The 18,836-nt window shown below is 71.9% G+C and carries 14 protein-coding genes; 5 read left to right on the plus strand and 9 right to left on the minus strand.

All coding sequences use genetic code 11. From position 1 onward, the window contains the following. Nucleotides 1-304: 304 nt before the first annotated feature. The gene (typA, locus tag AC07F3_RS21460; RefSeq protein WP_479116063.1) at nt 305-2,212 is read right to left on the minus strand and encodes a translational GTPase TypA; all 1,908 of its coding nucleotides are present in this window, start codon (nt 2,210-2,212) and stop codon (nt 305-307) included. A 291-nt stretch (nt 2,213-2,503) separates the two neighbouring features. After that, nucleotides 2,504-4,837, minus strand: coding sequence for an ABC transporter family substrate-binding protein (locus AC07F3_RS21465; RefSeq protein ID WP_479116064.1), 2,334 nt, complete (start codon nt 4,835-4,837; stop codon nt 2,504-2,506). Between the two features lie 318 nt (nt 4,838-5,155). Between AC07F3_RS21465 and AC07F3_RS21470 the strand changes: the two genes are divergently transcribed. Genes AC07F3_RS21470 through AC07F3_RS21485 form a run of 4 tightly spaced genes read left to right on the plus strand, consistent with a single transcriptional unit; the run spans nt 5,156 to nt 8,999 of the window. Further along, a complete protein-coding gene (locus tag AC07F3_RS21470; RefSeq protein ID WP_479116065.1) occupies nt 5,156-5,452 on the plus strand; it encodes a hypothetical protein in 297 nt (98 codons plus the stop codon). Nucleotides 5,453-5,470: 18 nt separating this feature from the next. Then, on the plus strand, nt 5,471-6,301 hold the full coding sequence (locus AC07F3_RS21475; protein ID WP_479116066.1) for a hypothetical protein: 831 nt from the start codon (nt 5,471-5,473) through the stop codon (nt 6,299-6,301). 2 nt (nt 6,302-6,303) lie between these two features. After that, nucleotides 6,304-8,232: a fumarate reductase/succinate dehydrogenase flavoprotein subunit gene (locus tag AC07F3_RS21480; protein WP_479116067.1), complete on the plus strand. Its 1,929-nt coding sequence runs from the start codon at nt 6,304-6,306 to the stop codon at nt 8,230-8,232. Further along, a complete protein-coding gene (locus AC07F3_RS21485) occupies nt 8,229-8,999 on the plus strand; it encodes a succinate dehydrogenase/fumarate reductase iron-sulfur subunit (RefSeq protein ID WP_479116068.1) in 771 nt (256 codons plus the stop codon). Before AC07F3_RS21480 ends, AC07F3_RS21485 begins: the two co-directional genes overlap by 4 nt. Before the next feature lie 7 nt (nt 9,000-9,006). Here AC07F3_RS21485 and AC07F3_RS21490 read toward each other — a convergent pair whose 3' ends face one another. The 7 genes from AC07F3_RS21490 to AC07F3_RS21520 form a co-directional block, all read right to left on the minus strand. Further along, on the minus strand, nt 9,007-10,044 hold the full coding sequence (locus tag AC07F3_RS21490; RefSeq protein WP_479116273.1) for a glycoside hydrolase family 18 protein: 1,038 nt from the start codon (nt 10,042-10,044) through the stop codon (nt 9,007-9,009). A 1,248-nt stretch (nt 10,045-11,292) separates the two neighbouring features. Then, nucleotides 11,293-13,830: a SpoIIE family protein phosphatase gene (locus tag AC07F3_RS21495; RefSeq protein ID WP_479116069.1), complete on the minus strand. Its 2,538-nt coding sequence runs from the start codon at nt 13,828-13,830 to the stop codon at nt 11,293-11,295. Between the two features lie 168 nt (nt 13,831-13,998). After that, the gene (locus AC07F3_RS21500) at nt 13,999-14,403 is read right to left on the minus strand and encodes an ATP-binding protein (RefSeq protein ID WP_479116070.1); all 405 of its coding nucleotides are present in this window, start codon (nt 14,401-14,403) and stop codon (nt 13,999-14,001) included. A gap of 112 nt (nt 14,404-14,515) precedes the next feature. After that, nucleotides 14,516-14,917 carry a (deoxy)nucleoside triphosphate pyrophosphohydrolase gene (locus AC07F3_RS21505; protein WP_114038951.1) on the minus strand — a complete coding sequence of 134 codons (402 nt, stop codon included), beginning with the start codon at nt 14,915-14,917 and terminating at the stop codon, nt 14,516-14,518. 52 nt (nt 14,918-14,969) lie between these two features. Beyond that, entirely contained in the window at nt 14,970-15,152 is a 183-nt protein-coding gene (locus AC07F3_RS21510; protein ID WP_469835216.1) for an SPOR domain-containing protein, read from the minus strand. A 240-nt stretch (nt 15,153-15,392) separates the two neighbouring features. After that, nucleotides 15,393-16,145, minus strand: a complete 753-nt coding sequence (locus tag AC07F3_RS21515; protein WP_479116071.1) for a GntR family transcriptional regulator — start codon at nt 16,143-16,145, stop codon at nt 15,393-15,395. A gap of 156 nt (nt 16,146-16,301) precedes the next feature. After that, nucleotides 16,302-17,549, minus strand: a complete 1,248-nt coding sequence (locus tag AC07F3_RS21520) for a DUF4190 domain-containing protein (RefSeq protein ID WP_479116072.1) — start codon at nt 17,547-17,549, stop codon at nt 16,302-16,304. Between the two features lie 84 nt (nt 17,550-17,633). Here AC07F3_RS21520 and AC07F3_RS21525 point away from each other — a divergent pair, with 84 nt between their 5' ends. Next, nucleotides 17,634-18,830 (plus strand): serpin family protein, encoded by a 1,197-nt coding sequence (locus AC07F3_RS21525; protein WP_479116073.1) that lies wholly within the window; start codon nt 17,634-17,636, stop codon nt 18,828-18,830. The last annotated feature ends 6 nt before the right edge of the window (nt 18,831-18,836 follow it).

Below are 18,836 nucleotides of genomic sequence, written 5' to 3' on the forward strand. Positions count from 1 at the left end.
GGTCTCGTTTTGACAACATCAGTACCGGTCAACGGCCCGAAATCCGGACAAAATGAGCACAGACAGACACACCCGAAACGGACCGTTAACACATCTTCCGGAGAGCGACGGTCGATATCCGAACAGCGTGCTGGTTAAAACAACTTGACCGTAGAGGGCTTCCGGCATCGTTCACGGGGCTCTTTGACAGTCCTTTGAACTTGATCGCCCGCAGGTGTGTACGCGACCGTGCAAACCCCCGGGGACGCCGAAGGCCCGGCCCCGCGAACGCGCGGGGCCGGGCCTACCGGGTGTGCCGGGTACGTCAGTTGTGCTTGGCGCGCGAGGCGGTGCGGCCGCGCTCCTTCTGGTCCAGGACGACCTTGCGGATGCGCACGGCCTCCGGGGTCACCTCGACGCACTCGTCGTCGCGGCAGAACTCCAGGGACTGCTCCAGGGAGAGCTTGCGCGGCGGGACGATCGCCTCGAACGAGTCGGCCGAGGAGGACCGCATGTTCGTGAGCTTCTTCTCCTTGGTGATGTTCACGTCCATGTCGTCGGCGCGCGAGTTCTCGCCGACGATCATGCCCTCGTACACCTCGGTGCCGGGGTCGGTGAACAGGACACCGCGCTCCTGGAGGTTCGTCATCGCGAAGGCGGTGACGGCGCCCGCCCGGTCGGCCACCAGCGAACCGTTGTTACGGGTCGTCAGGGTGCCGAACCACGGCTCGTGGCCCTCGTGGATCGAGTGGGCGATACCGGTGCCGCGGGTGTTGGTCAGGAACTCCGTGCGGAAGCCGATGAGACCGCGGGAGGGGACGACGAACTCCATGCGCACCCAGCCGGAGCCGTGGTTGGACATGTTGTCCATGCGGCCCTTGCGGACACCCATGAGCTGGGTGACGGCGCCCATGTGCTCCTCGGGCACGTCGACCGTGAGGCGCTCGACGGGCTCGTGCACCTTGCCGTCGACGAGCCGGGTGACGACCTGCGGCTTGCCGATGGTCAGCTCGAAGCCCTCGCGGCGCATCTGCTCGACCAGGATGGCGAGCGCGAGCTCACCGCGGCCCTGGACCTCCCAGGCGTCGGGACGCTCGGTGTCGAGGACGCGGAGCGAGACGTTACCGATCAGCTCGCGGTCCAGCCGGTCCTTGACCTGGCGGGCGGTGACCTTGCGGTCCTTGACCGCCGACTTCGCCTGGGCGCCCTTGCCGGTGCCGCCGCGGCCGACCAGCGGGGAGGTGTTGGTGCCGATCACCATGGAGATGGCGGGCTCGTCCACCGTGATCAGCGGCAGCGCGATCGGGTTCTCCGGGTCGGCCAGGGTCTCGCCGATCATGATGTCGGGGATGCCCGCGACCGCGCAGATGTCACCGGGCCCGGCCACCTCGGCCGGCTTGCGGGTGAGCGCCTCGGTCATCATCAGCTCGGTGATGCGGACGTTGGAGATGGTGCCGTCCCGCTTGATCCACGCGACGGTCTGGCCCTTGCGCAGCTCGCCCTGCTCGACGCGGAGCAGCGCGATGCGGCCGAGGAAGTTGTCGGCGTCCAGGTTGGTGACGTGCGCCTGGAGGGGGGCGGTCTCGTCGTACTCGGGGGCCGGGACGTGCGACAGGATCGTCGAGAAGAACGGCTCCAGGTTCTCGCTGTCGGCCGGGACGGTGCCGTCCTCCGGCTTGGTCAGCGACGCGATGCCGTCACGGGCGCAGGCGTAGACGATCGGGAACTCGATCTGGTCCTCGTCGGCGTCCAGGTCCAGGAACAGGTCGTACGTCTCGTTGACGACCTCGTCGATCCGGGAGTCCGGGCGGTCCGTCTTGTTGATGCAGAGGATGACGGGCATCCGGGCCTGGAGCGCCTTGCGGAGCACGAAGCGGGTCTGCGGCAGCGGGCCCTCGGAGGCGTCCACGAGCAGGACGACCGCGTCCACCATCGACAGACCGCGCTCGACCTCGCCACCGAAGTCGGCGTGGCCCGGGGTGTCGATGATGTTGATGGTGATGACGTCGCCGCCATCCTTGGGGTGGTACTTGACGGCCGTGTTCTTGGCCAGGATCGTGATGCCCTTCTCACGCTCCAGGTCGTTGCTGTCCATCATGCGGTCGTCGAGCGACTCGGCGGCGTGCGCGGCGAAGGCACCGGCCTGCTTGAGCATGGCGTCGACCAGGGTGGTCTTGCCGTGGTCGACGTGGGCGACGATGGCGACGTTACGGATGTCGTGGCGCGTGGGCATACTGACTGGCGCTTCTCTCGATCGTGGGATCAGGCGTCTGACGCGGTCGAGTCCTCGTCCGCCCGCCGGGCAGACAGGCCACGGCTGCCTCCCATGGTACGGGGCCGCCGCGCGGACGGCCTCCCGGGCCGGATTCTGCCGATCTTGAGCAGGGGGCTACGTCGTGATTGAGCCTGGGTCAGGGGCGTGTACGACCTTGCCCGCCGGCGGGGCCGGCGGGCAAGTGACTTGAGCAGGTTCTGAGCTTCGGGCCACACCCGCGGCCCGCGTCTGACCTGCTGGTTTCCCTTTCTACTTCTTGGTGTTCGCCGACCCGTCGGACGCCGTTTCCGGCTTCTTGAACCCGATGTCCTGGAAGTGCGGGGCGGCGAAGCCGAAGGCTCCGGCGTTGGCCACGTTCGGTTTCACCGCGACCAGCTGCGGACGCTGGTAGAGGGGGATGGAGCCGGCCGCCGCCCAGATCCTGGCGTCGGCCTTCTGGACGAGGTCGCGGGCCTCGTCCTCGTCCAGCTCGCCGGCCGCCTGCTCGAAGAGCTGGTCGATGTGGTCGGTGCCGACCCGGCTGTAGTTCTGTTCGACGAGCAGCGAGCCGTCGGCGGCGGGCTCCGGCTTGGCGAAGATCGGCCGGTCGTCGGTGGCCGGATAGGCGGTGCCGGGCCACGAGTAGAGGGCCAGGTCGAAGTTGCCGGAGGCGATGTGGTCCTTGAAGTAGCTGTCGTCGGCGACCTTGACGATCTCGGTGTTGATGCCGACGTCCTTCAGCATGGCCACGATCTTGTCGCCCACCGCCCGCAGCGACTCGGAGCCGGGTCCCGAGGGGAGCACGAAGCGCAGGGTGAGCGGCTTGCCGTCCTTGCCGAGCGGGCCGCCCTGGGCCGGGGCCGCGGTGCCCTTCGGCGCGTACGCGCCCGGGGCGCCGCCGCCCTTCAGGCGCGCCTCGGTCTTGGTGTTCCGGTCGGCGGCCTTGCGGGCCTGGTCGGCGGGCTCGGCGTCGAAGACCCTGGCCTGCCGGAGCAGCGCGGCCTGCTGGAGGCCGGCCGCGCGGGCCGGGGCGAGGACGTACGTACCCGATCCGGCGCCCGAGCCCGCGCTGCCCGGCTTGTCGTCGCCGACGATGTAGGTGCCCTCGTCGTTGGGGTGGTTGCCCATCGCCTGGCGCTTGCCGTCGTCCTCCTGCTCGCCGTCGGCCGCGCTGCCCGCCTTGGCGGTGTCCTGCTTCGGCTTCTGCCGGGCGCCGCCGACCGTCCACCCGGCGTCGGCGAGCAGCGCCCGCGCCTCCTTCTCGTCGTGGCTGCCCAGGGCGTCGCTGCTGTCGGTGTACGCGTCCTGCCCGGCGAGGGCGAGGTGGCTGCCGGGGGGCTGGGCGGGCAGGCCCAGCGGCTTGAGGACCGCCTCGGCGATCTCCTGGCGGTTGAGCGCGCGGGCCACGGCGCGCCGCACCCGCTCGTCGGACAGCGGCCCGGAGGCGCCGTTGATGGCGAGCTGGGTGTAGGCGGGCTCCAGCGTCTTGCGGATGGTGAATCCGCGCAGCCCGGCCTGCTCCCGGGCGTACTTCTCGATGGCCGCCTGGCTCTCCTGGCGGGCCTCCCGTTCCGCCTCGGCCTTGTCGCTCTCGCCGCTGTGCGCGATCGCCCAGGAGCGCAGCGCGGAGGCCGGCGTGATGGCGGCTCCGGGGCCGTGGGTGACGGCCTGGCCCTGGTCGCGTTCGGCGAGCTTGATGCGGTCGGCGTCGGTCCGGTCGATCTCGGCGATGTCGACGGTGCCCGCGGCGAGCGCGGCGGCCCGCTTGTCGCGCGGCACGGCCTCCAGGACCAGCGTGTCGAGCTTGGCGGGGTGCCCCCACCAGCGGGGGTTGCGCTCCAGGGTGACGGTGCCCTTGGCGCGGTCGGCCTCCTTGAGCCGGAAGGCGCCGGCGGTCGCCTTCAGCTTCGTACGGGCGCCGTCGTTGAAGGCGTCGGGGGTGCCGGTGACGTCCTTGGGGTAGAGCGGGCTGAACAGGGAGCGCCAGTCGGCGTACGGCTTGGCGAAGGTGACCTTGACCTCCAGGTCGTTGGCGCCCTTCTCGATCTTCTCGATGCGCTCGTACCCGGCGTTGCGGGCCGTCCAGTACGCCGAGTCCTTGCCGCTCAGCGCCCGCCACTGGGCGACGAAGTCGGGGGCGCCGATCTCGCGGCCGTCGCTCCACACGGCCTTCTGGTTGAGCTTGTAGAGCACGACCTGCTTGGGCTCGCGCTGGACCACCTCGGCGGACTCCAGGTAGTCGGCGTTGCGCTGGGGCCGGCCCCGCTCGTCCAGGGTGAACAGCGCGGGCAGCACCGCCTGGGCGACCCGCTGGGTCGCGGTGTCGGCGTCGGCCTGGAAGGTGTTGAGCGTCTCGGGCATCGCGTCGACGGCCCACTTCAGGGTGCCCCCGTCGGCGACTTTCGGCCGGGCGGCGGCCCCGATGTCCTGGGGCGCGGCTCCGACCGCGGAACCGCTGTCGGCGGAGCCGCAGCCGGTCAGCACGGGGAGCGCGAGCACCCCGGTGGTCAGGAGCGCGACGGAACGCGACCGGACGGAGGCCGCGGTCCGGATCGCCGCGAGGATCCGGGTCGCCTTCCCGTTCGGGTCACCGACGTGGGACATGGCTTGTACCTCTTCGTCAGATTTATGGGATTTGATGCCATTTCGCGATGATCACACGTATCCCAGCCACTGAAGAGGACGGTCCCGCCGCCGGGGCGGCGACACGGCGCAGCGGGCCCCGAACCCCACCCGTGCGGCCGAACGCACCCGCGAACCCCGCCGGACCGGCCGGAGCGCGGCGGGCGACTCCATAGGGGGCGCGCCCCGATTCCGCAACCCCACGACCCTGTGCACGCACCTTCACAACCGCGCATGTGAGGCGCGACACTCTCAGGCGCATGAACATTGCCACCCGCTCCGGCGAAAGGCGGGCAAGTCATGTCCCTGCACGACGAGTTGACGGCGGCTCAGCGCTGCCTCGACGACCTCGTACGCACCGTCGGACGGCTGGAGAAACAGGTCGGGGACGGCCTGGACATCAGGCGGGTGCGGACCGACGCCGACCATCTGCGCGAGAGCCTCGCACTGCTCCGCGAGGCGGCCCCGCCCGGCGGCGCCCCGGCCCGGCCCGACCTGGTCACCATCCCCGACACCCCGTACGACACCTCGCTCTGGACCGATTCGGACGACGAAGGGCTCGGGAGCACCCGGTCCCGCGGCCGGCGCACCCCCTGACCTCCACTGGAGCCACTCTTGGCCACAGGCACGGAACCCTCTCCCCCGGCGGGGGCGAGCACCGGCGTCCACGACGCCTCGCGCGCCGCGATCGCGCCCCGCCACCTGCGGACCGACCGCTGGTGGCTGGCGCCGGCCGTCACCGCGGCGGGACTGCTCGCCTTCATCGCGTACTCGACCTGGCGGGCGTTCGCGAACGCGGACTACTACCACGCGCCCTATGTCTCGCCGTTCTACTCCCCGTGCCTCGCCGACAACTGCGCACCGATGCGGCACGGCCCGAACGCGGACGTCTTCGGCAGCTGGTGGGGCCTGTCCCCGGCGCTGCTGATCCTGATCTTCCCGCTCGGCTTCCGGCTGACCTGCTACTACTACCGCAAGGCGTACTACCGGGGCTTCTGGGCCTCGCCGCCCGCCTGCGCGGTGGCCGAGCCGCACAAGAAGTACTCGGGCGAGACCCGCTTCCCGCTCGTCCTCCAGAACGTCCACCGGTACTTCTTCTACTTCGCGGTCCTGGTCGCCGGGGTCCTGACCTACGACACGGCCCTCTCGTTCCGCGACGAGCACTACCGGTGGGGCCACATGGGGCTCGGCAGCCTGGTCTTCCTGGTCAACATCGCCCTGATCTGGACGTACACCCTGTCCTGCCACTCCTGCCGGCACATCATCGGCGGGCGGCTGCGGCACTTCTCCAAGCATCCGGTGCGCTACCGGCTCTGGGGCTGGGTGGGAAAGCTGAATGAGCGTCACATGCTGCTCGCCTGGGCGTCGTTGATCAGCGTCGCGCTCGCCGACTTCTACGTGTACCTGCTCGCCACCGGGGCGTTCGACGATCCGAGGTTCTTCTAGACATGACACAACTCGAACGGCAGCAGTGGGACGTCGTCGTGGTGGGAGCGGGCGGGGCCGGGCTGCGGGCCGCCATCGAGGCGCGCGAGCGGGGCGCGCGTACGGCGGTGATCTGCAAGTCCCTCTTCGGCAAGGCCCACACCGTCATGGCGGAGGGCGGGATCGCCGCCTCCATGGGCAACGTGAACTCCGGCGACAACTGGCAGGTGCACTTCCGCGACACCATGCGCGGCGGCAAGTTCCTCAACCAGTGGCGCATGGCGGAGCTGCACGCCCGCGAAGCCCCGGACCGGGTCTGGGAGCTGGAGACCTGGGGCGCCCTGTTCGACCGCACCGCCGACGGCCGGATCTCGCAGCGCAACTTCGGCGGTCACGAGTACCCGCGCCTCGCGCACGTCGGCGACCGTACGGGCCTCGAACTCATCCGCACCCTCCAGCAGAAGATCGTGAGCCTCCAGCAGGAGGACAAGCGGGAGTTCGGGGACTACGAGGCGCGCCTGAAGGTCTTCCAGGAGTGCACCGTCACCCGGGTCCTCAAGGAGGGCGAGCGGGTGGCCGGGGCCTTCTGCTATGAGCGCGAGAGCGGCCGCTTCTTCGTCCTGGAGGCCCCCGCGGTGGTGCTCGCGACCGGGGGCATCGGCAAGTCGTTCAAGGTGACGTCCAACTCCTGGGAGTACACCGGCGACGGCCACGCGCTCGCGCTGCTCGCCGGGGCGCCGCTCCTGAACATGGAGTTCGTGCAGTTCCACCCCACGGGGATGGTCTGGCCGCCGTCGGTCAAGGGGATCCTGGTCACCGAGTCGGTCCGCGGCGACGGCGGGGTGCTCAGGAACTCCGACGGCAGGCGCTTCATGTTCGACTACGTGCCGGACGTGTTCAAGGAGAAGTACGCGGAGTCCGAGGAGGAGGGCGACCGCTGGTACGAGGACCCGGACCACAACCGGCGCCCGCCCGAGCTGCTCCCGCGCGACGAGGTCGCCCGGGCCATCAACGCCGAGGTCAAGGCGGGCCGCGGCTCCCCGCACGGCGGCGTCTTCCTGGACGTGTCGACCCGGATGCCCGCCGAGGTGATCCGGCGCCGACTGCCGTCCATGTACCACCAGTTCAAGGAGCTGGCGGACGTGGACATCACGGCGGAGCCGATGGAGGTCGGGCCCACCTGCCACTACGTGATGGGCGGCATCGCGGTCGACTCCGACAGCGCGGCGGCCCGCTCGGTGCCCGGCCTGTTCGCGGCCGGCGAGGTCGCGGGCGGCATGCACGGCTCCAACCGGCTCGGCGGCAACTCGCTCTCCGACCTGCTGGTCTTCGGCCGCCGGGCCGGACTGCACGCCGCCCGGTACGCCGACTCGCTCGCCGCCCGCCCGGTCGTGGACGAGATCCAGATCGACACGGCGGCCGCCGAGGCGCTGCGGCCCTTCAGCGCCGAGGCCCCCGAGGACGGCTCGCCCGTCGAGAACCCGTACGCCCTGCACCAGGAACTCCAGCAGGCCATGAACGACCTGGTCGGCATCATCCGCCGGGAGGGCGAGATGCACCAGGCGCTGCGCAAGCTCGCCGAGCTGCGGGTGCGGGCCCGGCGCGCGGGGGTCGAGGGACACCGCCAGTTCAACCCGGGCTGGCACCTCGCGCTCGACCTGCGCAACATGCTGCTCGTGAGCGAGTGCGTGGCGCGGGCCGCGCTCGAACGCACCGAGAGCCGCGGCGGCCACACCCGTGAGGACTGGCCCGCGATGGACCGCGCCTGGCGCCGGGTGAACCTGCTGTGCCACCTCGCCGACCCCACCGAGGGGCTGGCTCCCCCCGACCCGGAGCGCGGCCAGATCAGGCTCGCCCGCGAGGAGACCGACCCCGTCCGTGCCGACCTGCTCTCCCTCTTCGAGAAGGAGGAGCTGGTCAAGTACCTCGCCGAAGAGGAGCTCTACGAGTGAGTACGTACGATGCGAGCTTCCGGGTCTGGCGGGGCGACACCGGGGGCGGTGAGCTCACCGACTTCACGGTCGAGGTGAACGACGGCGAGGTGGTCCTCGACATCATCCACCGCCTCCAGGCGACCCAGGCCCCCGACCTCGCGGTGCGCTGGAACTGCAAGGCGGGCAAGTGCGGTTCGTGCAGCGCCGAGATCAACGGGCGGCCGCGGCTGATGTGCATGACGCGGATGTCGGTGTTCGACCCGGCGGACGTGATCACGGTAACTCCCCTGCGGGCGTTCCCCGTTGTGCGGGACCTCGTCACGGACGTGGGGTTCAACTACACGAAGGCGCGCGAGGTCCCGGCGTTCGTGCCGCCCGAGGGGGTGGCAGCCGGGGAGTACCGGATGCAGCAGATCGACGTGGAGCGCTCGCAGGAGTTCCGCAAGTGCATCGAGTGCTTCCTGTGCCAGGACACCTGCCATGTGGTGCGCGACCACGAGGAGAACAAGGCGGCCTTCGCGGGGCCCCGCTTCCTCATGCGCGTCGCGGAGCTCGACATGCACCCGCTGGACGCCGCGTCCGAGGCGGGCCTGGACCGCAAGCGCACGGCGCAGGACGAGCACGGGCTGGGCTACTGCAACATCACCAAGTGCTGCACGGAGGTCTGCCCCGAGCACATCAAGATCACCGACAATGCGCTGATCCCGCTGAAGGAGCGGGCGGTGGACCGCAAGTACGACCCGCTGGTGTGGCTGGGCAGTCGGATCCGGCGCCGGGATTCCTGACAGGCCGTCAACTCTGCGGCGGGCTCCAGCCCTTCCGGTAGGCGGCCCAGTCCTGGTCGCGCTCGGCGAAGTCGACGTACAGGGCGACGCCGAAGTGCTGGCGGTGGCGGTCGGTGCGGGCCAGGCCCAGACGGGCCCCGCGCACGGCCGCCTCCACCGTCTCGGCGGAGCCGTGGTGGGACATGCTCTCGTCGTCGTAGAACGGCAGCCCCATGAGCAGGTCGGTCTCCTTCGGGGTGGCCTGGAGGGCCAGCGCGGTCTGGCGGGCGACATAGCCGCCGTACAGGCTCTGCACGGGCAGCGCCGTGTCGTACGACATGACGGCGATCTGGTCCACCCGGCGGGCCACCTGGCCGAAGTACGCCTGCGCCCACCACTTGCCGTGTCCGGTGAGGCCCTCGGCCGCCGAGTGCAGGGCGGGCAGCGGGTCTATCTGGTGCGCGGCGATGGAGAGCAGGGCGCCGCGGGGCCGGGTCAGCGCGTGCAGCGAGTCGAGCAGGGTGAGGTAGTCCTGGTCGCCGGAGGGCAGCGGCTCCAGGTCGAAGTGGACGCCGTCGAAGTGCGCGCCGTCCAGCACCTGGCGGGCCGTCGTGACGATCGCGGTGCGGGTCGCGCTCTCGTGGAGCCGCAGCCCGACGGGGCTTTCACTGGCCAGCTGGTCACCGAGCCAGGCCTGGACGCGCACGTCGGGCAGCCTGCGGTGCACGCCCTCCACCAGCCAGCGGGCCTTGGGGTAGCGGGCGGCGGGCAGGGTGCCGTCGTGGTCGAGCGGGCCGGTGTGCACGTAGAGGTCCTTGATGCCGCTGCCGCGCAGTTTCGCCGCGAACGCGTCGAGGTCCTTGTCGCTCTTGCGCCCGTCGACCCAGGCGTGCCCGAGCCAGTACGCGTCGCGGCCCCGGGTCCTGGTGTCCCCGCCGGGCGCCCCCGCGTACTGGGCGCGCAGGGCGACTCCGGCCGCGGCGACCAGCACGACGAGGGTCAGGGTGGCGGCCACGAGGGTACGCCGGGTCCACCGGCCGCCCCGGCCGCCCCACCAGGTCCGTATCCCACCCACTCCGCGACTCCCCTCCGGTGCGCTGCCCCCAGGTTAGCGACCTGGCCACGCGGGGCGGCCGTCCGCGGCCCCACACCGGGCGCTCGGGTCCGTGCGGGCCGTGCGGGCCATGCGGTTCGTGCGGGCCGTGCGGTTCGTGCGGTTCGTGCGGGCCGTGCGGTTCGTGCGGGCCGTGCGGGCCGTGCGGTTCGTGCGGGCCGTGCGGGCCGTGCGGGGCTGGTCGCGCAGTTCCCCGCGCCCCTGGCAGGGCTGGGGCAGGCCTCCCCGCCGAGCCCCAGTCCCCGGCACTCTGATCCGTGCGGACCGTGCACGGCTGGTCGCGCAGTTCCCCGCGCCCCTGGCAGGGCTGGGGGCGGGCACTCCCCCACGGGCCCCAGCCCCAGGCGGTCGTCTCCGTGCGGGCGGTGGATGGCCGTTCGCGCAGTTCCCCGCGCCCCCGGCAGGACTGGGGGCGAGCGCTCCCCCACGGGCCCCAGTCCCCGGCGCTCTCGTCCGTGCGGGTCGTGGGTGGTTGCTCGCGCAGTTCCCCGCGCCCCTGGCAGGGCTGGGGATGTGGGTGGTTTCCGGTCGCGGGGGGTTTGTTCCAGCCATACGCTGGCAAGCGTGATGCCGCCCGTCGCAAGAGCGAGGCAGCGAGCCGCTCTGGTCGGGCTCGCTGCGGTGGGCTGGGTTCTGTTCGGCGCCACGGCCGCCTCAGCCAACAGCACGCATGATTCCGGGGGTTGGGCCGGGGATCTGGTCCTGCCCGTAGCCGTGATCGTGGTGGCGGTCGCGTCGGCGGCGTACGCGTACCTGAAGAGAAGGCACCGCACCCACACCCGCACCACCCCGGCCCAAAGCCCCCACCCCCCGGGACGAGACCGAGCCCCTTAGGCGCCGTGACCTCCACCTTGCGAGGCGCCCCCGCCCCCAACCCCGCCAGGGGCGCGGGGAACTGCGCGAACGGCCACGCACGACCCGCGGACACAAGCGGACCCAGGGGCGCGGGGAACTGCGCGAACAGCCACCCACGGCCCGCGGACACAAGCATCCACCAGCGCGGGCCCGCAGGGGCCAGGGTCTGCCAGGAGCCGGGGCAACCACAGCACCCAGGGGCGCGGGGAACTGCGCGAACAGCCACCCACGGCCCGCGCACGCAAGCGGGTTCAGGGGCGCGGGGAACTGCGCAGAGGGCTGGCCGCCGGGCCGCGGCGGAAGGGCAGGGGCCCGGCCGCGGCGGAAGGGCAGGGGCCCGGCCCCTCAGAACATGCTCAGGATCTGCTCCTCCGTCAGCTCCACCGGCGCCGACCCCCCGTCCGGGAGGGCGAGTTCGAACCACACCGTCTTGCCGCGCGGCGTGCGCCGCGCACCCCACGCCGCGCTGAGCAGACCCACCAGTTGCAGCCCGCGGCCACCCTCGTCCGTGTCGCGGGCCCGGCGGCGGCGGGGCTGGATCAGGCCCGCGTCCCACACCTCGCAGACCAGCGTGCGGTCGCGCAGGAGCCGGAGCCGGATCTCCCCGTCGCCGTAGCGGAGCGCGTTGGTGACCAGCTCGCTGACCAGCAGCTCGGTGGTGTCGACGAGGTCGTCGAGGTCCCAGGCGAGCAGTTGGGTGCGGGCGAGTTCACGGGCCCGGCCCACCGAGCGGGGCTCGCGCGGCAGCCGCCAGTCGCCGACCGCGTCGGAGGGCAGGCCCTGGATGCGGGCGAGCAGCAGGGCGATGTCGTCCTCGCCGTGCCGGGTGTCGAGGGAGCCGAGGACCTGGTCGCAGACGTCCTCCAGGGGCCGGTCCGGGTCGGTGAGGGTCTTGCGGAAGGCGTTGAGCCCCTCGTCGAGCGGGTGGTCGCGCGATTCGACGAGCCCGTCGGTGTAGAGGGCGAGCAGCGCGCCCTCGGGCAGGTCGACCTCGACCTCCTCGAAGGGCTCGCCGCCGACGCCGAGCGGCAGCCCGGGCGGCACGTCCAGGAGCATCGCGGGCTCGCCGGGATCGTCGCCGGGTTCGACCAGGACGGGCGGCAGGTGCCCGGCGTTGGCGAACGTACAGCGCCGGGTGACCGGGTCGTAGACCGCGTACACACAGGTCGCGAGGTAGACCTCGGAGAGGTCGGCGTCGCGGGACTTGTGGGCGACCCGGGAGGCCTGCTGGCTGCCGCCGGGCGCGCCGAGGCCGCGGGCGATCTCGTCGAGGTGCGAGAGCACTTCGGCCGGTTCGAGGTCGAGCAGCGCCAACGTCCGTACCGCGGTGCGCAGTTCGCCCATGGCGACGGCGGCGCGCAGCCCGCGTCCCATCACGTCGCCGATGACGAGCGCGGTGCGGTGTCCGGGCAGTTCGATGACGTCGAACCAGTCGCCGCCGACCTCGGACTCGGCGTTGCCGGGCAGGTAGCGGCAGGCGATGTCGAGCCCGGCGGCCTCGGGGTCCCCGGGCGGGAGCAGGGAGCGCTGGAGGATCAGAGCGCGCTCGTGCTCCCTGCGGTAGAGGCGGGCGTTGTCGATGCAGACGGCCGCGCGCGAGGCGAGTTCGGTGGCGAGCGCCCGGTCGCGTTCGCCGAACGGCTCGCTGCCCTTGGCGCGGGCGAACTGCACGAGGCCGACGACGGTGTCGTGGGCGACCATCGGCACGGCGAGGATGGTGTGCACGAGCCCGCCCTCGCCGCCCTTCACCGTGTGCACCCGGGCGGTGCGCAGCGCGCTCGCGTACGGGGAGTGGAACCGGTAGCGGTGTACGTCGCCCACGCCCACCTCCCGTTCGCCGCCGGCCAGCGGGCCGTCCGACACGGCGCTCGCGAAGGCGACCCTGCGCAGTTCGCCGCGCCCGTCGGCGGGTCCGGATGCGGGCTCGTCGCCGGAGAGCAGGGTCTGGTAGAGGTCGACGGAGGCGAGGTCGCAGAAGCCGGGGACGGTGATGTCGAGGAGTTCGCGGGCGGTGGTCTCCAGGTCGAGGGTGTTGCCCATGCGGGCGCCCGCCTCGTTCAGGAGGGCGAGGTTGCGGCGGGCGTCGGCGGCCTCGCGGGCCGCGTTGTGACGGCGGGTCACGTCGATGCCGAGGCCCGCGACGCCGATCGGGCGTCCGGTGCCGCTGTGCACCCGGTACAGGTTGATGGACCAGTGCCGGCGGTCGCTGCCGCCGGGCGCCGAGCCCACGATCTGCAGGTCGGTGACGGACTCCCCGGTGTCCAGGACGCGTTGCAGGGCGGCGGACATCCGGTCGGCCTCGGGGCGCGAGAGGTAGTCGTGGACGGTGTGGCCGCGGTGCTCCTCGGGAGCGCCGCCGAAGACGGTCGCGAAGCGCCGGTTGGCGCGCAGCACGGTGAGGTCCGTACCGAACAGCAGGAAGCCATAGGGAGATTGACCAAAAATGGCCTGCGAGGCGGCCAGGTCGGTCTCGATGCCGCGCAGAGCGCGTACGTCGACGACGATACAGAGGGCCGCGCGTTCGTCGGCGGCCGTCCGGCTCGGCATGACGTACAGCTCGGCGAGACCCCGGGCCCGTTCGTCGCCCTCGGGCGTCGGCATGCGGAACGGGACCACGCCCGTCCACTCCTTGCCGTCCAGGATCTCGGCGACCCGGCGGTGGCCGCGCGGGCGCAGTTCGGGGGGCATGAACGCCTCGACGGGATCGCGGCCGATCACGGCGGACGCGGCCAGGCCGAACTGCTCCTCGGCCCGCAGGCTCCACTGCTCGATCAATCCGTCGGGCCCGATCGAGAACGAGGCGACGCGGATGTAGTCATAGATCGAGCCAGGCGGGCTGCTCTGCCACACGACATCGCCAGCCGTCTCAGGTATCTCGCTCACGCGACCGTCCCCTCCAGCTCACCGCACCGGACCGGCCTTGACCGCAGTATTCAGCACTACGGCCCCAGCCGACACGGCGTTCACGATCACATCCCGGTCTCGTTCTTTTCCAGCCGTTCCCGGCCGGGTCGCGAACCCGGTCCCGTGATCGTCCGTCCCTCCCTCCTTCTAACCATGCAGAGCCAGCTCGAACCACACGGTCTTACCTGTTCTGCCACGACGGGTTCCCCAGCGCCGGGCGGAACAGGCCACGAGCTGCATGCCCCGGCCTCCCTCGTCGTCGATTCCGGCCGTGCGTTCGACCGGCGGATCCGGAAGCGGATCGGAGACCTCCACCAGCAGGGTCGCGCTGTCGAGCCGGTCGAGCCGGACCCCGATGGGCCCCGAGGCGTAGCGCAGCGCGTTGGTCACCAACTCGCTCACCAGGAGGACCGCCACGTCCACGGCCGCCGCGTCGAGGGCCCAGCCGCGCAGGGCGTCCCGGACGGCGTGCCTGGCGGTCCGTACGGCCCCCGGTTCAGCAGGGAAGGTCCACTCGGCGCACTCGCCCGAGGTGTCGATCACGCCGATCACCCGCATCCGATGGTTCGGGGGGTTTGTAAACGATTAATAGGCACATACCCGATATTTGGTACGCCCTATCCCCAAGTGGGGCGGATGGCGGCACCCGGACCATGGGGCACCTCTAGTGGCGCAGCGTCCCCAGGATGCGCATGGCCTCCGCGACGGCGGGGCGGTCCTGGGGCAGCCAGTCGACGGCGTCGGCCTCGTCGGGCGCGAGCCAGCGCAGTTCGTCGTGGTCCTGGAGGGGGCGGGCCTCACCGTCGAGCAGGCGCGCGGTCCATGCGTGCAGGACGAGTCCGGGCCTGAGCGGCCACTCTCCCGCGATCCGTTCCAGCGGCTCGGTCTCGATGCCGAGTTCCTCGCGCAGTTCGCGTACGAGGGCCTGCTGCGGGCTCTCGCCCTCCTCCACCTTGCCGCCCGGCAGTTCCCAGCGGCCGGCCAGCTCGGGCGGGGCGCTGCGACGGGCGGCGAGCAGGCGCCCCTGGTCGTACACGGCCCCGGCCACCACCACGGTCTCGTTCATGCGCCGGAGCGTAACGCGCTCCCCCGAGCCGCCCGCATCCTCCCCGTGCGGGCTACGGCTGGGCGGGGGCGCCGATGCGCTCGATCCAGTAGAGCTGCTTGTGCCCGCGGGCGTCGAGCCGGTCCGCGATCTGCTCGGCCTCCGCACGCGTGGCGTACTTGCCGACGCGGTACTGGTTGCCGTTGTCGTCCTGACGTATCACCTGCCAGGCGAGCACGGCCCCACTGTCGTTCATCGCATCTCTCCCGGCGTCGGCGTGCAGGTCAGTAAGCATCCCCAGGAAACCGCAATCCGCATATGCCCGAGCCTACGCCTGACCTTTACTCAGCGGATGCGCGTTTACACAAAGAGATACGAATTCGGTCAACGGCGGCACATGCGAAAGGGGGCGCACCCCTGGGGTGCGCCCCCTTCATCCGCCGTTCGCCCGCCCGACCCCCGCGGGACGGGAGACCCGACGGCCCGGCCGGGCCCGCTACTTCACGGGCAGGTGGTACGCGATCCGGTACCGGTCGGCCGGGACGACCACGTCGGCCGTCTCCACGGCGAGCCCCGAGGCGTAGTACGTCCGCTCGATGACCAGCACGACATGGCCGGGAACCCCGCCGAGGGCGAGCAGTTCCTCCGCGAGCCCGGGCCGTGCGCCGACCTCCTCGACGACGTTGTCCACCACGACGTCGATCGCCGCCATCCGCTCGACCACCCCGCAGCCGCCGAGCGGCCCCTCCTCGGGCAGCATCACCGGGGTGCGGCCGGTGACGGACAGCGGCTCCCACGAGGTGGACAGCATCATCTGCTCGCCCGCGTCGCGGAACACGTACCGCGTGCGCATGACGCGGTCACCGACGCGGATGCCGAGCCGCTTGGCGATCTCGGCGCTCGCCTCCTCCTGTTCGCTGCGGGACTCCCAGGTGCCCCGCGCCGTCTCCTCGGCCTGCTCCTGGCGGAAGGGGCTCGCACCCATCGTGGGCCGGTAGCCGGATCGGGCGACCCGGCGCGGCACCGGGCGCTCGCGCACATAGGTGCCCGAGCCGGAGCGGCCCTCGACCAGACCCTCGGCCATCAGGACCTTGCGGGCCTCCAGGGCCACGGTGTCCGAAACCCCGTACTCCTCGCGGATCCTGGCCTGGGAGGGGAGCCGGGTGTGCGGCGGCAGCGAACCGTCCACGATCTTCTGCCTCAGATCGCCGGCTACGCGCAGATAGGCGGGCTGCTCACCGAATGTCACGGGCCACTCCCATCAGGTTGACAGACTGCAACAGCGTGGCAACCGTGGGTTGGCGACCGCAAGCAAAGGCCAGACATTCACTCGAAGTGATGACGCGCCTTCACCCAGGGCGTACCCGCGGTACAGCGGGTACGTTCTGCCCCTCCCGAGACCTTCTCAGACGCTTTTGGAACCACCGCTTCCGGAACCGCTCCCGCTGCCGCCGCCCGTTCCGCCGCTGCCGCCGCCGGGGTGCCCGTCGGCGGCGGGCGGGGTCGTCGCGAGGCCGAGGGCGCGGCGCGCGGCGATCTCGTCGGCCTGCTTCATCGCCTTGTCGGCGGCCCCGGAGTGCAGGTAGAAGGAGTCGGCGTCGGTGGCGCCCGAGGCCTGCACCCACTCCATCTGCGCGGCCTTCAGGTCGTTGAGGTACGGCTGCACCGACGCGAGCTTTCCGGCCGCCCAGGTGTGCGCGCCCAAGTCCTGTGCGCCCAGGCCCACTACGCCGGTCATCTCCCCGGCCCACTTGCGGAACCCGGGCAGGTCGCTTTCGACCCGGTCCTCGTCGGGGGCCTTGGCCAGGGTGCGCTCCACGTCGTTGGCGGTCTTCAGGAACGCGAGCTGGTCGGCGTCCAGCGTGCCGGCGTCGTTGCGCACCGAGCCCTCCAGCTTGCCGCTCTGCGAGGCGAACGCGCAGGTGACGCTGTGGTCGCCGAGCGACCAGCTCTTCCGGCTCGGCGTGTAGTAGTAGGCCTCGGCCCCGGCCGGGATCTTCCAGCTGTCCATGGCGTACGCCTGCTCCACGTCCCAGCACCGCGTGTCGGCCTCGCCGGAGATCGCGGCCGCGCCCGGGTAGGCGCCGGTCTCGTTCAGTCGGAAGGAGCCGGACACCTCGCCGTCGTGCCGCCCGGCGCACGGCACGATCCGCACGGAGGCGACCTCGCGCTCCAGCTTGCCGCCCGGCACGTCGAAGCAGTCCCCCTTGCGCAGGTCGAGGGTGTTGCGCGTCGAAGTGGAGCTGTTCCAGCCGTCCTTGAAGCTCCGCCAGCCGTCGGCCAGGCCGCCCGTCGCGATCGAGACGATCAGCAGCAGGGTGCTGATCGTCGAGAGCACGACCCCGGTGACGGCCATCCCCTTGCCGCGCTGCCCCTTCTTCTTGATCTGCCCGAGGGCGAGCGCGCCCAGGAGCAGACCGAGCGGGGGTACGCAGCACACGATGCCGGCGATGAGGGAGCCGATGGCCAGGCCGCTCACGGGCGGCCGCTGCGGCGCCGGCGGATACGGGTACCAGGGCCCGCCGTTCATCGGCTGTCCCGGGTAGGGACCGGGGTGTCCCCCCGGCGCCTGGTGCGGCGCCGGCCAGCCGTACCCCTGCCCCGGTTGCGGCTGCTGGGGCTGCCCGGGCGCGGGCGGCGGCGGTATCTCCACGGGTACGGTGCTCCTCATCGGGCTGTGCGAACGGTTGCGCGAATGCGCATCGTACGCGGGCGACCACGGGGAATGAGGGGCGGGATGGCATCCAGAGCTGCCGCGATCCGAGCGGCCAACGCGCTGACGGCACGGTGGGCGGGCACCCACGCGGGCACCACCGACACGGTCTTCTCGGCCGCGGGCGTCTGGCCGCTGCTCGCCCTCCTCGCGGCCGGTTCGCACGGCGCGGCGCGGGCCGAACTGGCCGACGCGGTGGGCCTGGACCCGGCGGAGGCGGCCGGCGCCGCACGCGAGTTCCTGGCCCACCTCGGCGCGATCCGCGGAGTGCACGCGGCGACCGGGCTGTGGACCAGGCGGACCCTTTCGCTGCGCCCCGAGTGGTCGGCCGAGCTGCCCCCGGGCACGCACGAGGTGCTCACGGGTGACCCCGTACGCGACCGCGCGGCCCTGGACGCCTGGGCGGCGCGGCACACGGACGGGTTGATCGAGGCCATGCCGGTGGCGCTGGGCGAGGACACCGAGCTGGTCCTAGCGGCCGCCCAGGCGGTACGGACCCAGTGGCTCCAGCCCTTCCGGGAGGGCGTCGGGCAGCCGGAGTCCGGTCCCTGGGCGGGTCGTGAGTTGATCTCCCTGTTCCGTCGCACCGCGCTGCTCGACCGTGTCGCGGTCGCCGAGACCGCCCACGGCCCGCTGACCGTGCTCAAGGTCCTCGGCGACACCGGGGTGGATGTCCATCTCCTACTCGGCACAGATGAGTTGACGGCCGGTCAGGTTCTGTCCGGCGGTATCGACGTACTCGCGGGACGCTGCCCGGTCGTGCCCGGGGACCGTCTGATGTACGGCGCGGTGGGCCCCGGCCTGACCGTGCGGAACGTGCGGAGCAGCAGCCGTGAGCCCCAACTCGACGTCACGACCGTGCCGTTCGAGCTCGGCGCCGAGCACGATCTGCTCGCCTCGGCGCGGCTGTTCGGCCTGGCGGCCGCGACGGACCTCACCGCGGGGCACTTCGACGGCATCAGCCCGGACCCGCTCGCCGTCGGTTCGGCCCGCCAGACGGCCCGGGCGAGCTTCACCGAACTGGGCTTCCGTGCCGCCTCGGTGACCGCCGTCGAGCTGTACGCGGGCTCCGTACCGCCTCCCCCGCCCCACCTCGTGCGCCGGATCGAGGCGGACTTCGACCGGCCCTTCGGCTTCCTCGCCGTGCACCGCACCTCGCGTCTGGTCCTCACCGCGGGGTGGGTGGCCGAGCCCGCTCCGTACGTCTACGACGCGTACTGAGCGGGC

The organism is Streptomyces sp. NPDC045846 (assembly GCF_056431605.1).